Genomic DNA, 15,109 nt, shown 5'->3' with positions numbered 1-15,109 from the left:
CCGATGGAACGGTCGTTGCATTGGTTCCGGATCTGCCGGTGGTTTGCAGCGTTCGGATGGCGCCTAAGGGTTCGAAAAGAGGGCCTTGGGTCCATGAATCGGTCCAAAACGAGAGCCTAACCTGGGTCCAGCGAAGCCCTGTCCTTGTCTGGGCCAAGTAAACCCGTCCTAGCTTGGGTCTGAAAGAAGAAGTGGACGAGTTGCAAAAATCCACTCGGGGATCGGCTCACCTTGAACGATTTGCTTTTCGACGAACGTCGGGATCTTGTCCGCCGTCATCTCAGCATACCAATGCCCCTCTGGATAGACGACCAAAATGGGACCTTGCGTGCACACCCGGAGGCAATGGACCTTGGTCCGAAAGCAGGCTTGGGGGGAATCGCTCAAGCTGAGGTTGCGTCGTTTCAGCTCATCTTTGAGGGCGTCCCAAGCTTTCGCCCCTTCGTTTCCACGGCAGCAAGAGTCCCCAGTACAGAGGAACACGTGCCTGTTGGAGTGTTCAATGAAGAGTTTCGACGCGGTTTCTGCGAGCTTTTCCCGATCCATCATGCAGCCTTAGGGAGCTTCGGGTTTCGGGGGATCGACGTCGCTGGAGGCAGGCTCTTCTGATTTGGCACCCTCAGGCGGGGTGGTCGGTTCCGCTGGCTTTTGCTCGTCCGTACCCTTGGAAGCCTCCGAAGTGGCGGGCGTTTCTGCGCTGGTCGGGGTTTCGGGATTGGTTGGGGCGGTAGCTGCAGGGGTGTTTGGAAGGGGTGGCAAATCCAAGGTGGGTTGGCTCGGAATCGCAGGAAGCTGGCCGGATGGAGGCGCGATTGCGGGGGTCGCTTGACGATTTTCCTTAAACCAGGCGATGAATGTCTCTCCCTCTTTGGATTCCAGCCAATCGGCTCGTTTGGTGGCTTCGGCTTGGAATGCGTCGTCGACGCCGGTCAAACCGGAAATTTTTCGGTAGTGAGAGATCGCATCGTCTCGGTTCGCCAGCCCCTCGTAGGCTTGCGCAAGTCCAAAGTGGGTCCGAGCCAAAAGAAGTGGATCGCTCCCCTTGTCGATCACCTTCTCATATTCTGCAACCGCATTCTTGTAGTGTTGGTCCGCAACATCCCGATTGGTGAAGACGCTTTCAAGTGCCTTTGCAAGGTGGGCATCCCCAGCGGCCTGACGAGCCCAATGGCCAGCCGGTGTGGAAGCAAAGTCATCGGCGATACTCTCCAGATCGGAAGCATCGGTGTCGCTGAAGTACAAGGCGGTCCAGCCTTCGGCGCTTTGCCCGTTGCGGATGCTTTGGTAAACCCCGTAGGCGAGTAGAGCGACCAGTGCCAAAACGACCACCGCGATGATCTGAGGCAGCACCTTTTTGGTTTTGATCAGAAAGTTTTCGATTTGATCAGCGAGAAGATTGGACTCTTGGATATTCTGCTGTTCGCTCTTCATGGCTACTTTTCAATCGCTGAACCGAAAATGGAATCCCCAGCGGTCCTTCGACCGTATCGGCGGGGTGGGGTGCCGAATTGGGGCAGGGAAGCGGGAGAGTATAGGAGTCTCGTTCCGTTTTCTCAAGGTAGCTTCTCGGTCAGGAACATCCGCTTCGTTCGACCGGGGATCGACGCTTGGGGTCTAACCACTCGGGCTTTCATGGTCTATCGGGTGAGGATAGTATGACGTCTTCCTTTTCATTGACTTGAACGAGGCCTATCCCCCCATGTCGTCAGCCACCCCATCCATTGCGAGAGAGCCTGCCAACTTGAGGCGGGTGAGCGGCATACAAACGCACGTTACCTTTGCGGACACGAAGGCCAATCTGTCGAGAATGCTGGAATGGCTGCAGAAGGACGAAGTTGCCTCGAGCGATTTGATCGTCTTTCCGGAGTGCATGCTGAGTGGTTACTGTTTCGCCAGTTACGACGAGGCATGGCCGCATGCGCAAAGCATTCCGGGTCCCGCGACCGATACCATCCGCGATTGGTGCCGACAAACCGGCAAATTTGTTGCCTTTGGGATGCTGGAGCGAGGGGCGGATGGCAAGCTTTACAACAGCTGTCCTCTGGTGGGGCCCGATGGCATCGTCGACTGCTATCGCAAAATCCATTTGCCGTTTCTCGGAGTGGACCGTTTCACCTCGATGGGTGAGCAGCCCTATCGAGCCTTCGATGCAGGTGGCTTGAAAGTCGGAGTCCACATTTGCTACGACGGTTCGTTTCCGGAGTCGTCGCGGTGTTTGGCATTGGAAGGGGCGGATTTGCTCATCCTTCCGACCAATTGGCCACCAGGAGCGGACACCTTCGCCAAGTACTTGCCCAATGCGAGAGCGCTTGAGAACAACGTGTACTTCGTGAGCGTCAATCGGGTAGGTACCGAACGTGGTTTTCGTTTTATCGGCCATTCCCGATTTTGCGATCCCAATGGAAACCCCATGGCGGACGCTCCCCACGAGGACGAATGCGTGCTTACGGCCGAGATCGATTTGTCGAAAGCGAGAAACAAACGGCTGGTTCGGGTGCCGCGCGAACATGTGATCGATCGCTGGGCGGATCGACGCCCCGAGGCATACGGTGCCATCACCCGTCCCCACTCCTTGGTTCGCGATATCGAAGGCTGACCTTACATGGCAAACGAGGAGTCATCTCCCCCTCTCCGATACTATGGTCCAGGCGACCCGCTCGGACTTGAACAGATCGGAGAGGTTTGGCAGCGGCGCGAACTGCTCTTCCGATTCTTTCAACGCGATTTGCTCATCCGATATCGGCAGGTGGTCGTTGGGATACTTTGGGTTCTCCTGCAGCCTCTGTTAGGGGCATTTATTTTCATGGGGCTTTTCTTTGTTCTGGGAACCAAAGCATCGGGATCCAGCGCAGCCTACCCCAACATTGTTCTCATCGGGATGCTTTGCTGGCAACTTGTGTCCAATGCACTTCGGGATGCGACCGGTTCTTTGGTCAATTACCGGCATGTTGTTACCAAGATCTATTTCCCACGCCTGCTACTTCCATTGGCTGGTTTGATGTGTGCCGCTTTCGATTTCTTCATCGGCTGCACACTGTTGGTACCGACTCTTTATTTCACAGGAGCTTCGATTCAATGGTCGACGCTCTGGATATGCATCCCCATCGTCCTGTGGCTTCTCGTGTTTTGTGTTGGGTGCATCGCTTGGTTATCATCCCTCAATGCGTTGTATCGCGATGTGGGTTACGCGCTGCCGTTCGCTTTGCAGATCGGTATGTTTCTATCCCCAGTGGTCTATGATCTGGAGCGAGTCTCGACGTCGTTAGGGCCGTTCTGGCAAACCGCATACGAAGCGAATCCGATCGCATCCTGTATTAGCGCATTGCGATGGGCCATTCTGGGCACCCAACCACCAAGCCTTCCAGGATTGTTGCTTTCGATGCTTTTGACGGCTGTCTTGTTCGTCACGGGGATGGCATGGTTTCGAATCGCCGATCGACAACTGGCAGATCGGATTTGACAATGCAGACCGTACATCTCGATGGTGTGAGCAAACGATTTCGGCTGGGTGCTTCGAACGAGTACGGCAGACTCACTGAGGCCCTCGCGAGCGCGATTCGGCGTTGGGCGTCCCCAAAACCATCGCAAACCACCACGACCGTCTCGACGCGAACAGGCCAGATTCGAGACGGTTGGTTCTGGGCACTGGAAGGACTCGACCTCGAGGTAGGGCAAGGGGAAATTCTTGGCATCGTCGGACGCAATGGAGCAGGAAAAAGTACACTGCTTAAATTGCTGGCTCGGATTATTACCCCCACCACGGGTCGTGTCGGAGTGCGAGGGCGAATCGGCAGTTTGCTCGAAGTCGGCACCGGTTTCCACCCGGAACTGACCGGTCGCGAGAATGTCTATCTGAATGGATCGATTCTCGGAATGTCCCGGCGCGACATCAAAGCGAGGTTTGACGCCATCGTGGACTTCTCCGAGATCGGCGAGTTTTTAGATACCCCGGTAAAGCGGTATTCCAGCGGCATGGCGGTGCGCCTTGCTTTCTCCGTCGCTGCTTATCTTGAGCCAGACGTTCTCATCGTCGATGAAGTCCTAGCGGTGGGCGACCATGCGTTTCAACAAAAGTGCGTGCTCAAAGCGAAAGAGTTAGGTGAACAAGGTCGCACGGTATTGCTCGTCTCCCACAACCTGGCCTCCGTTGCCAACCTATGCACCCGAGCCGTCTACCTTCGCGACGGAAAACTCGTCATGGATGGCCGTCCCGATTCCGTGATCGAAGAGTATTTGAAGAGTTCGGTTGGGACATCCGGTGAAAAGCGATGGGAACGGAGCGAGGCGCCACAGTCTTCCAGACTTTTGCTCCGATCGGTTGCGATTCAGAGCGGGACGGATGTCACGCAAGCTACCTCCGAGGTGGACATCGATCGACCGATCTGTATTTCGGTTGAGTTTGAGGTCCTTCATCCGGATGCAATCGTAACCATCTCGCTTCGCTTGAAGGACGAATCGTCCGCGAATATCCTTTGGACAGCGAACGCTCCCAGCATGTGCCAACGACCTGATCCGCTGTTTGGTAAACCATTGCCAAAAGGGATCTATCGATCGATCTGCACCCTGCCGTCAAATTTCTTGAACGACAGTCGCTATTTCATCTCGATCACCCTCGGCGAAAAGCCTGGCGATGCGGAAATTGAATTGGATTCCGTTCTTTCGTTCGTGGTCCACGATACGGGGGCAATGCGAAAAGAGTACGCGGGCAGTTGGGCTGGCCCGATGATACGCCCAAGGCTGGATTGGAACTCACAAGCGCTCGGTCCGGTGCATCTAGTTGCAACGAATCTTGCCAAAGACGAATAGAGGATCGACGGATGTCGGGATTCTGGGCAGGAAAAACAGCGGTGATCAGCGGAGGCTCGCGTGGGTTAGGATTGCATTTAGCTACCGAGTTAGCGCGCCAGCAATCGCACTTGGTGCTCATCGGACGGGACGCAACTCATTTGAGTGCGCAGCGCGACCGATTGCTTCAAGCAGGCGCGTTATCGGTCGATGTCTTCGCATGCGATGCAGCCGAAATCGATCGTCAAAGTGGCTTTCGAGAAAGACTGGACCGAACGGGAGTAGATCTTTTGATCAATGCGATCGGTGTATCCGATCGCGGAACACTCGACCAGTTGACGCGAGAGGATTTGCAAAACCAATTCCACACCAACGTGCTGGTGGGTTGGTCTGTAACGAGATGCTGTCTTTCGTCGGTGACTCGAAACCGGGGCTGCATCGTCAACATTGGCTCGTTGGCAGGATTGATCGGAACGCCGAATATGGGCGGTTATTGCGTCACCAAATTCGCTTGGACTGCCCTTTCTAGGCAATGGCGGATGGAGTTGAAAGAGACCGGCGTTCACGTCCTTTTGGTTTCACCTGGCCCGATTGCGAGAGACGATAGCGATCACCGATACGATGCTTTGCTCGCTCAACGGGGAATCCAACACAAGGGAGCGAGCAAGCCGGGGGGAGGTGCCAAGCTGCGACGCATTGAGCCCGTTTGGCTCAGTCAACGCATTTTGAAAGCGGCGGCGCACCGAGAAAGCGAACTGATCATCCCTTGGAAGGCAAGAATTGTGATTGGCCTCTTCGCGTTTGTACCGCGATGGGCGGAGGCTCTTCTTCGTCGCAGCCTCCAACGCGATTAAGTCTGCTTGGTACTTTCCTCGCTACCGTATCAATGCGACAATCGCGGCTGGATTGGGTCCCGTTTGATTTCATCGAGAAACGTCGGAAGGTAATGAATGATGCGATGCGCTTGGAGGGTTTTGCTGCTGGTCTCGGTCTGCACAGGTTCCGCGGTCGCTCAAGACAAGAGTGTGAAGCCAGGTATCAATGACAGTTTTCGAGACCCGAAAGTGGGCGATTTCGTCGAACGCTTCGAAGTCGAGAGTCGCGAAGTCTATGCAAAACGCAACGAGATCGTCAACGCATTAAAGATTGCGCCCGGTTCCACCATTGCCGACGTGGGAGCGGGAACGGGGTTGTTTACACAGCTTTTCGCGAAAGCAGTCGGTGAGAAAGGGAGCGTCATTGCCGTCGATATCGCACAGAACTTTCTGGATCACATCGCCTCCACCTGCAAAGAGAAAAAGCTCAACAACGTTGTCGGGATCCTTTGTTCGACCGACGACTCCAAACTGCCGGAGAACTCGGTCGACGCCGTTTACATCTGTGATACCTATCACCATTTCGAGTTTCCGCTCAAGACGATGGCATCGATTCGCAAGGCGATGAAGCCGGGTGCCAAGCTTTTCGTCATCGACTTTATCCGAATCGAAGGAGAGAGTAGCGAATGGACCTTGAGCCACGTGCGGGCGGGACAAGACGTTTTTGAAAAAGAAATCCTCTCGTGTGGATTCAAGAAAGTTGGCGATCACTCCGAACTGCTCAAGGAGAATTATTTCCTTGTCTTTGAAAAGTCGGAGTGAGTTCGCAGTGGGTCGCAATAGGCAGATTCTGACACGCCCCCCGAACCCGCGTCGCGCCGGAGTGTCTGTTCGTTGAGCCAACTTGGCGGCCCCAACGGCCGGCACGGAAATGCGCTAGGATTTTTGCAGATCGACGGAGCGTTTGGGGTTAAAAACGCGGTCGTCGAAGGGTGATTAAATTCCCCCGCGGGAACCCAGCAAGGCCCTTGTAGAGTATACTTCTCAAGGGGTTGTCGGGTTTCGGCAGCTCACGTTCCTGTTCCGTCTATCCATCGACTTCGGAGAATCTCAGTCTTTGCAAACGCACGATCGGTCTGAAAGTTTGGCCAGCGAGAGGAGTGTGCTGGCGCGGCTTATCCTCCCAAATGATTTCGAGTCCGATGATCCTTTTGATGAACTTCGAGGATTGGCAACGACAGCCGGAACAACGGTTGTAGGGACGGTTCTTCAGCGAAAAGACCACCCGGACCAGACGACTTATCTCGGCAAGGGAAAAGTTCAGGAGCTCAAGGCGATGCTGGAGATGCACGATGCAGATGTCGTGCTGTTCGACAACGATCTCAACCCCGCGCAGACGCGGAACCTGGAAAAGGCCTTGAATGTGAAGGTCTTGGATCGTTCCGAATTGATCCTTGATATCTTCGCCAGCAATGCGAGGACGCACGAAGCGCGTCTCGCGGTGGAGCTTGCTCAATTGGAATACTCCCTCCCGCGATTGAAGCGGATGTGGACGCACTTGTCGCGTCAGACGATGGGTGTCGGGATGCGCGGCCCCGGCGAAAAGCAGCTGGAAGTCGACCGACGGTTGGCAGAGAAACGGGTGCACGATCTCAAACTGGAGCTTGCCAAAGTCGAACGACGCAAAGAACGCGAGGTGGCTTCGCGTCGAGGCATGTATAGTGTCTCATTGGCGGGGTACACCAATGCTGGGAAAAGCACGTTGATGAATGCTTTGACCGACGCAGGTGTCGAAGCGGTCGATAAACTTTTTGCCACCTTGGATACACGAACTCGTCGATGGATGCTGCCCGGCTGGGGGCCGGTGTTGCTGAGCGACACGGTTGGATTCATTCGAGATTTGCCCCACCGCTTGATCGCTAGCTTCCGCGCCACCTTGGAAGAGACCCGTCAAGCGGACCTTCTCTTGCATGTCGCCGATGCCAGCAACCCAAACGTGCTGCATCAAATCTCATCGGTCTACAAAGTCCTGCAGGAAATCGGGATCGATGAGAAGGACACGTTGCTCGTGTTGAACAAAATCGATTGCGAAGGAGCGAGCGAACGCGCCGAGTTGGTGAAGTCTCGTTATCCAAATGCCATTCTCATCTCCGCCAAAAGCGGGATCGGTTTGTCCCAATTCTCGATCGCCGTGAGCGACGCGTTGACCAAGCATTTTGCGGAGCTTGAAGTGAAGCTTCCGCTCGATGATGGGAAGACGATGGCTTGGCTGGCTCAACATGCGGAAATCATATCGAAGCAATACAACGATGATTTCGCCATCATTCATTGTCGATTGCCCGCCGGTGCGGGAGGCAAACTGGCTTCGCAAGGGGTCGACTTGCGTGTGATCGCTGGCCAGTTGCCCGTCGCGAGCGAATCAAAGGGCCCGGATCGTGCAACGTACGTCCCAGTTCCCTTGGAAGAGACCCCAACGGGCGGCACCCAAAACGTCGGCGAAGTAGCTTGATGGGAGTTCGATCGCATTGCGACGTTCACTGATCCATGCCAGGGTGCTCGTCACCGGCAGCTCCAGCGGGATCGGTCGAGCCCTCTGCAAAATGCTCGTCCAACGCGGGGCACATGTGCTCGCGACCGCGAGACGGGAAGATCGACTGCAGGACTTGCAAAGGGAGTGCAGCCAGGGCCCGGGATCGCTTCAAACGCTCGCCGGTGATCTTGCCGACCCACATCACCGACACGCGATCGGTCAGTGGATTGATAGACATTGGCGAGAACTCGACATACTCGTCAACAACGCAGGTGCCGGCGCCATAGGACGATTTGATCAAGCGGGCGAAGAGCGGCTTCGACGGATCATGGAGATCAATTTCTTTGCTCCTGCCGAACTCACACGCGAATGCCTGCCGTGGTTGCGAGCGGCGCGAGTGGCAAGAAAACGACCGGCGATCCTGAACATAGGTTCCGTGCTTTCGCATCGGGCCGTTCCTCTCAAAAGCGAGTATTGCGCGGCGAAGTTTGCGATGCGAGGGTGGAGCGAAGCATTACGAGTGGAACTTGCTGGCGAAAGGATCGACGTTCTCATGCTCAGCCCCAGCACCACCAAAAGCGAATTCTTCGACTCCCTTCTTCAATCCACACCAGGACAAAAATCTCCCTCCGTCGGAAGCATGTCGGCGGATCAAGTCGCTAAAGCGGCCGTTCAAGTTCTGATCCAATCCAAACGAGAGAGAATTCTCAGCTGGGGCGGGCGAATGCTCGTCATGGTGGGAAGGTTTTTCCCGCGACTAACCGATTGGATTCTGCAGCGGTTCGCCATTCCCAAATCAAACGCCTGATCGATGTCTCACCGCAGCGAGGAACCATCGTTTCTGCAGAAGCGGGTGCTGGCAAACCGCTGCACCGAAGTGCTCCTGCATTGAACTCCTCGCCGCGGTGGATGCGACCTCAGAGATACCTGAACGAAGTGAACGGGTACTCCCAAGGGAGGAAGGCCCCTACCGTTCCGCACAACTACCTGTGCGCCCTGCGTCGTTCTGCTCGCCGATCGATCGCCAGCGCGATCCGATCACAAACGCGGTCGACCAACGCATGGATGTGCACATCTTTGTCTTCGACTACCAATGTTTCATTGCGTGCCATCCGAACCACCACGCGACACGCTTTGTCCTCTCCACCTCGATTGGGGCCGTTTTCGTCGAATAAAAGAACCCGAACACTCTGCCCCCGATGTCCAAGGCGAGAGACAGCGCTTTCCAGCTTCGTCTCAACCCAACTCTTCAGCGATTCCGTCATTCGAATTCCGCGAGCATGCACAGAGATTGCCATAGCAAAACCTTTCGACACATTCTTTCGAAACATTGATGAGGTCAGAAACCGCTCCGAGTACCCATTCCAAATGGGGAGCGGGAATCCAACAAAGATCACATACCCAATACTACGGCATTCCCAATCGTGAGTTATACTAAAAAAACGACATCGACCGTTTAATAAAAGTTAACACCATGGAATGGCTCAACTACCACCACCTTTATTACTTTTGGACTGCCGCCCGCGAGGGTTCGATGACCAAAGCGGCTCAAAAGATGCACGTCACTCCGGCCACGCTCAGCATTCAGATTCGGGAGTTGGAGAAGTCGGCAGGTTGCCAGCTTCTCAAAAAATCGGGACGGGGAATTGCACTGACCGACATGGGTGAAACGGTCTATCGTTACGCCTGCGATATCTTTGCTTTAGGAGAAGAGCTGAAGGGAGCGGTTCGAGGACAGCCAGCCGGCAATCCACTCCTTTTAAGAGTGGGTGTCAAAGATGCGATGCCCAAATTGCTTGCCTACAAGTTTCTGGAAAAGGGGCTTGGGAGCGACCAGCCTATCCGTGTGGTTTGTCGCGAAGGGGAGGTCGACAAGTTGGTAAGCGAATTAGCCGTGCACCGACTCGATGTTGTCTTGTCCGATACGCCTCTGGACCCGAGTCTGAAGTTCCGGGTTTACTCGCATTTATTGGAAGAATCGACTGTGACGCTTGTAGGGGCCCCCAAACTGGCGAGTCGGTATCGCAAGAACTTTCCAGAGAGCTTGCATCAAGCTCCTTTCATTCTTCCGACCGCCGACACGGTGCTGCGAAGGAACCTGGATCAATGGTTCACGGAAATGGGGATCAAGCCGACGATTCGGGGAGAGTTTGAAGACGCGGCCATGCTCAAAATTGCAGGGGAGTCAGGCATGGGAATTTTTGGAATTCCGACCATGATCCTCTCCGAGGTAAGCGATCGATACGGGGTCCGCGTGATTGGGGAAACGCCCATTATCGAGCGCTATTATGCGCTTTCAGTAGAGCGAAAAATCGAACACCCCGCCGTTCTCTTGATCACTCACTAGGGCGTCTATTTCTGCTAGACTGCATGGTAGTTGCTACCTGCCCAGTCCCTTCACTTTTCGTTACCGAAGAGCCTTTGCGATGACCTATCTCTCCATGTGGTCCAAGTGGAACCCCCGATACTCCATGGCAATGTGTCTGCGCGCTTTGGTGTGGGTCATGTCGATTCCGCTCGTGAACACCACACTTGCATGGGGCGGCGAAACTTTTGTCGAGCCTGGTCAAGCCGGAGTGCTGTTCGAACTGCAAGGTGAGTATCTCGGCGTCGTGGATGCCTGGGGTGGGAATTGGGGTGCGCAAGTGGTCGCGGTGGGTGCAACCAAATTAAATGTTCACCTTCTCAAGGGAGGTCTCCCCGGTGCCGGAGCAAAATCCTCCCAGCCTGAGAAGACGATTGCGATGGAGCTGGATCCTAAAAACAAACGCGCTTCCGGAGAGACCGATGGAGTTGTCTGTGCGATTGAAAACGGAAAGCTGCGTTTAGAAGTGGATGCCGCCGATACGTCAAAGAAAACAGCAACGTTGACCAGAATCATTCGCGAAAGCAAATCCTTGGGTGCTGAGCCCCCCGCCGAAGGGATCGTTCTTTGGCGTGATGAAAAAGCGAATAGCTTTCGAGGCGCGAAAGGGTCCGAATATGGTCTTGGTGTTGGAGGTACGACGGAAAAGACGTTTGGCGACCATCGACTGCATATCGAGTTCCGTACACCATTTCAACCAAGCGATTCCGGGCAAGCTCGGGGAAATAGCGGCGTCTATGTCCAAGGAAGATACGAGGTCCAAGTCCTGGATTCGTTTGCTCTTGCAGGGGCGGACAACGAGTGCGGCGGTATTTATCGGATGGCCAAACCGGCAATCAATATGTGCTATCCGCCGCTGAGCTGGCAAACTTACGACATCCTCTTCACGGCGGCTCGCTATGATGAGAATGGCAAAAAAACGAAGAACGCGCGAATTCGGGTTGAACACAACGGAGTGGTCATCCATGAAGATCTGGAATTAACAGGTGGGACTCCGGGGAAACTTCCGGAAGCCCCTGGACCTGGCCCCCTCTTCCTGCAAGACCATGGGAACCCGGTTGCATTTAGAAATATCTGGGTAGTCCCCACAAAAGACTAAGGGCTATACTCAACTCATGGACACACACGAATCGACCTCTACACCTACCCCTGCCGCGATAGGCAGTAAGACCTTGTCGCGGTACTCAGACACCGACTCGTTATTTGTCAAAGTAGAAGCCCCGGCCACGGGGAGTAAACCCCCGGTGATTCCGCTTGTTCGGTTCCAGCAACTGGAACAAGAGATCCGCCATGCGCCTGCCGTCGCGGGTCCTTACGAAGAGTTGGCAACTATCTATTTGCAGACAGAGCGATGGACCGACGCGCGTCGAGTCTTGGATGCTGGTATTAAGAACTGTCCTGAGCATGAACCGATTGTTCGCATGCACGAGGATCTGCAATTGACGCTGGCGACGCAATTGTTGGATGCGGCCAAAAAAGAGGCTGCGCAATCGCCCAGCGACAAAGCTCGTTACGACTTGGAACAGGCCGAAGTCAACTTGCTCAACGAGAGAATCCGTGTTTGCCAAGATCGTTTCGCGCGCCACCCTGACCAAACGGAAATCCTAATCACTCTCGGCATCGCGTTACGGCAAAGCAAACGATTCGAGGAGGCGATCGAGGTACTGCAAACGGCGTCGCGTGAGCTCCCCTTACGTGCACGCGCTTCGCTGCAGATGGCCATGAGCTATCAGTCGCTTGGAAAGCCTCTGGACGCACTTTCGCAATTTCGGCGAGCAGCTCTTTTCCGTTCCCCCCCTCCCGATCCGAAGGTCGCGTTGACAGCACTCGAGTTGGCCTCAAAGCTTGCCGAAGAGGTTGGTTTGATCGACTCTGCGATCTATTACCTTTCGGAACTTGCAAAACGTGCCCCAAAAGAGGCGGCTGCGATCGAAAAGAAAATCGACACGCTTCGTCCTCTTTTACCCCTGCCACCACAGCCTACTCCGTCATCGGCAACAACTCGAGAGTAACTCGAAATGGATTCAAAGTTAGGGGAGGCGCAGGCGCGACCTTCTATCGGATTGGTGTCGCTTCTCTGCTTGGTTATCGGCAACATGATCGGCACAGGGGTCTATGTGTCGAGCGGCTACTCCTTGGCAGATTTAAAAGATGCCAAGTTTGTTCTGCTGGTCTGGTTGATCGCGGGAATTCATGCGATGTGCGGAGCGGTCGCCTATGCCGCTGCAGCACGAAGGCTCCCTGTATCGGGTGGCGAGTATGCCATGCTATCCCGTTGGGTCCATCCTGCTATTGGATTCTTAGCCGCTTGGATTTCCGTCGTCGCTGGTTTCGCAGCTCCCATTGCGCTGAGCGGTAAGCTGCTCGGTGTCTATTTGCTCAAGTCGATCGATCTTTCCCAGTTTTCGTTCCTGAGTTCGGATCGAACCACCCTAGAGCTATGCGCAGCGACCGCTGCGATCTTGTTGGCCACGGGTTTACATGCCGTCCGAATGGGTTGGAATGCTACGGCGAACAACGTCGTTGTGGCGATCAAGCTCTTGGGGGTCTTGATCTTTATCGTCTGGGGAATTTCTCACTTGTTCGCACATGGTGAGTCCGGGGTCCTAGGCACCGGTGCATCGGAAAGTTCGGCGATCCAATTGCTGTGGGGTATTCTAGCTTCCCTCTATTTTACGACCCTTTGCTATACGGGATTCAACGCCAGTATTTATCTTGCTGGAAGCTTTGCTCAGCCAAAGGGAGAAGTCGAGGCGTCCGAAGAGTCGCCAGCGCAGATGGCAACCCACCCTGTCATCGGTCGCTCGATGATCTGGGCTTGTTTGATCGTAACGGCGCTCTATTTGGTCCTGAACACCATTTTCCTTTACTCCGTTCCGGCGCACCAGATCGTGGAGGCAGGGGAAGCATTTGTGGGGACCGTGGCTCGGCAAATCGGAGGGACTCTATTGGAGCAGATTATGAATTGGGTAATTATCCTATCGACTGCGACGAGTGTCCTCGCGATGACCATAACGGGGCCGCAAGTGCTCTTGCAACTTGCTCGCGACTACCGAGTCGGTTCCAAGCGATGGAGAGAAAGCCCTGAGGCGACGCATGTCGCATTGGCGCTGCAAGCCTCCATCACCTTGCTGTTTGTTTGGTCGACTACCATTCGGGGAGTCGCGACCTATCTCGGACTTACCCTCACCGTTTGCGGGGCGCTCGCGATTGCGAGTTTGATAATCGCCGCGCAGAGGGAGCGGTCGTCCCTTCCAGCGCTGAGCAAGATCGAAATGGTTTGTAGCTCCCTGTACGTTCTTGGGGCACTGGCGTTGATATCCGCGGGATATTGGTTGGTTCCGTGGGAGTTTTTCGCGAGCGCGATTACATTTGGAGCCGGCATTCTGCTGTATATCTTGGCCAAGCTCTACCGGGCGAAGACGTTCCCGAGAACCTAGCACTATGTAGACTTGCGCCAACTTCGGTTGGTCAGCATCACCAATCTCCCTAAGAAGAGTTAACCGCGGAGAACGCGGAGGGAAGAACAAGGGAGAGGGAGGCAAAAGTCAGGCTCTGAGTCGAATTAGATCAGGCCAGAATCTCGATCCCCGACGCTCCTCCTCAGATTCTCAACTCAGTCCCTTGCGAGCTTGGCGCCGTGGCGCGCCACTCTCTTCGGATCCAGGCCAGTGAAGAATTTCTCGCTACGGCGCCACGGCGCAAAGAAGGGAACCGACAGCAAGAGATTCCCAACTCAATCCCTTGCGAGCTTGGCGCCGTGGCGCGCCACTCTCTTCGGATCCAAGCCAGTGAAGAATTTCTCGCTACGGCGCCACGGCGCGAAGAAGAGAACCGCACGCAATAGGAGGCGAGCATTCAGACAACGCGTTGGGGAGCAGGCCAGAGTACCAGAGCGGGTACTCTCCGTCTATTTAGGAAGCAACCCCAAGGCTGCTTGGGAGGGTCTTGCGATGACATGGCAAGCAATCAGTTTTCCCAGGCCTTCTACTTTTGGTTTAGCAGCTTCGATGGCTGCGTTGACGGCGGCGACGTCACCTCGGATGACGACTGTAACGTATCCTCCGCCGAGTTTTTCTTTCCCGACGACTTCGACGGCAGCGGATTTGCATGCGGTATCGATCGCTTCGAAAACCGCCGTGAATCCTTGGGTCTCGATGAATCCAAGCGCGAGAGAAGTTGGTGACGACATGGTAGAGGATTCGGAGGTTGAGTAAGGGTAAGCGGGTTGTTTCACGACAGGTTGTTCGATAAGAGCGTTGTATTCGTCTGGGCTAAGAATGGCTCTCAATGCGTCTTGATCAGGGCTGCTGATCTGTCGGACGATGGTGTTTCCGTTAGGGGCGTCTGGGAAGAAAGAGGCTGCCTTGGCCCTGCCGATAGCCAATGCCATTTCCACTTCATCGACGGAGCCGGCGATCTTGATGACCGAACCGAGCATGTCGTTCCACTCTGCCTGGACGACTCGAATGTTCGTCCCTTTCGCCATAGCGTCGAGTGCAACGAGGGATGCGGTCCATCCTAAGCATTCGAGAATACCGAGGCTGGGAAGGCGGTCATGACCAGATGGAAGATCGGCTATCGGCGCAAGCGTGGAAGGTGGTTGTTTCACGA

The 15,109-nt window shown here is 55.0% G+C and carries 15 protein-coding genes; 11 read left to right on the top strand and 4 right to left on the bottom strand.

All coding sequences use genetic code 11. The features are described 5' to 3' along the window. Positions 1-168: 168 nt before the first annotated feature. Positions 169-549: a (2Fe-2S) ferredoxin domain-containing protein gene (locus SH467x_RS19340; protein ID WP_482368732.1), complete on the bottom strand. Its 381-nt coding sequence runs from the start codon at positions 547-549 to the stop codon at positions 169-171. Between the two features lie 6 nt (positions 550-555). After that, positions 556-1,431 carry a tetratricopeptide repeat protein gene (locus SH467x_RS19335; RefSeq protein WP_482368731.1) on the bottom strand — a complete coding sequence of 292 codons (876 nt, stop codon included), beginning with the start codon at positions 1,429-1,431 and terminating at the stop codon, positions 556-558. Positions 1,432-1,699: 268 nt separating this feature from the next. Between SH467x_RS19335 and SH467x_RS19330 the strand changes: the two genes are divergently transcribed. The 7 genes from SH467x_RS19330 to SH467x_RS19300 all read left to right on the top strand — a co-directional run bounded on the left by SH467x_RS19330 (position 1,700) and on the right by SH467x_RS19300 (position 8,938). Continuing rightward, positions 1,700-2,596: a carbon-nitrogen hydrolase family protein gene (locus SH467x_RS19330; protein ID WP_482368730.1), complete on the top strand. Its 897-nt coding sequence runs from the start codon at positions 1,700-1,702 to the stop codon at positions 2,594-2,596. 6 nt (positions 2,597-2,602) lie between these two features. Further along, on the top strand, positions 2,603-3,460 hold the full coding sequence (locus SH467x_RS19325) for an ABC transporter permease (RefSeq protein WP_482368729.1): 858 nt from the start codon (positions 2,603-2,605) through the stop codon (positions 3,458-3,460). 2 nt (positions 3,461-3,462) lie between these two features. After that, positions 3,463-4,806: an ABC transporter ATP-binding protein gene (locus SH467x_RS19320; protein WP_482368728.1), complete on the top strand. Its 1,344-nt coding sequence runs from the start codon at positions 3,463-3,465 to the stop codon at positions 4,804-4,806. Between the two features lie 11 nt (positions 4,807-4,817). After that, positions 4,818-5,639, top strand: coding sequence for an SDR family NAD(P)-dependent oxidoreductase (locus SH467x_RS19315; protein ID WP_482368727.1), 822 nt, complete (start codon positions 4,818-4,820; stop codon positions 5,637-5,639). A gap of 96 nt (positions 5,640-5,735) precedes the next feature. Next, a complete protein-coding gene (locus SH467x_RS19310) occupies positions 5,736-6,422 on the top strand; it encodes a class I SAM-dependent methyltransferase (protein WP_482368726.1) in 687 nt (228 codons plus the stop codon). Between the two features lie 295 nt (positions 6,423-6,717). Then, a complete protein-coding gene (gene hflX / locus SH467x_RS19305) occupies positions 6,718-8,109 on the top strand; it encodes a GTPase HflX (RefSeq protein WP_482368725.1) in 1,392 nt (463 codons plus the stop codon). Positions 8,110-8,125: 16 nt separating this feature from the next. After that, entirely contained in the window at positions 8,126-8,938 is an 813-nt protein-coding gene (locus SH467x_RS19300; protein ID WP_482368724.1) for an SDR family NAD(P)-dependent oxidoreductase, read from the top strand. A 175-nt stretch (positions 8,939-9,113) separates the two neighbouring features. Here the strand turns inward: SH467x_RS19300 and SH467x_RS19295 are convergent, their stop codons facing one another. Further along, the gene (locus SH467x_RS19295) at positions 9,114-9,428 is read right to left on the bottom strand and encodes an HPF/RaiA family ribosome-associated protein (protein ID WP_146679507.1); all 315 of its coding nucleotides are present in this window, start codon (positions 9,426-9,428) and stop codon (positions 9,114-9,116) included. A gap of 176 nt (positions 9,429-9,604) precedes the next feature. On the opposite strand from SH467x_RS19295, the gene nhaR reads away from it, so the two are divergent. The 4 genes from nhaR (at position 9,605) to SH467x_RS19275 (ending at position 13,935) form a co-directional block, all read left to right on the top strand. Beyond that, a complete protein-coding gene (gene nhaR, locus SH467x_RS19290; RefSeq protein ID WP_482368723.1) occupies positions 9,605-10,477 on the top strand; it encodes a transcriptional activator NhaR in 873 nt (290 codons plus the stop codon). Positions 10,478-10,556: 79 nt separating this feature from the next. Then, positions 10,557-11,594: a 3-keto-disaccharide hydrolase gene (locus SH467x_RS19285; RefSeq protein ID WP_482368722.1), complete on the top strand. Its 1,038-nt coding sequence runs from the start codon at positions 10,557-10,559 to the stop codon at positions 11,592-11,594. Positions 11,595-11,610: 16 nt separating this feature from the next. Beyond that, the gene (locus SH467x_RS19280) at positions 11,611-12,507 is read left to right on the top strand and encodes a tetratricopeptide repeat protein (RefSeq protein ID WP_482368721.1); all 897 of its coding nucleotides are present in this window, start codon (positions 11,611-11,613) and stop codon (positions 12,505-12,507) included. A 6-nt stretch (positions 12,508-12,513) separates the two neighbouring features. After that, positions 12,514-13,935 carry an APC family permease gene (locus SH467x_RS19275; RefSeq protein ID WP_482368720.1) on the top strand — a complete coding sequence of 474 codons (1,422 nt, stop codon included), beginning with the start codon at positions 12,514-12,516 and terminating at the stop codon, positions 13,933-13,935. 470 nt (positions 13,936-14,405) lie between these two features. Here the strand turns inward: SH467x_RS19275 and SH467x_RS19270 are convergent, their stop codons facing one another. Further along, positions 14,406-15,107: a BMC domain-containing protein gene (locus tag SH467x_RS19270; protein ID WP_482368719.1), complete on the bottom strand. Its 702-nt coding sequence runs from the start codon at positions 15,105-15,107 to the stop codon at positions 14,406-14,408. Positions 15,108-15,109: the final 2 nt, after the last annotated feature.

This window comes from Brakhagea slesvicensis (genome assembly GCF_052161625.1).
Classification (GTDB): Bacteria; Planctomycetota; Planctomycetia; order Pirellulales; family Pirellulaceae; genus JBKCUI01.
The sequence above is the reverse complement of the archived record's forward strand: the minus strand, read 5'-3'. Positions and strand labels throughout refer to the sequence as shown.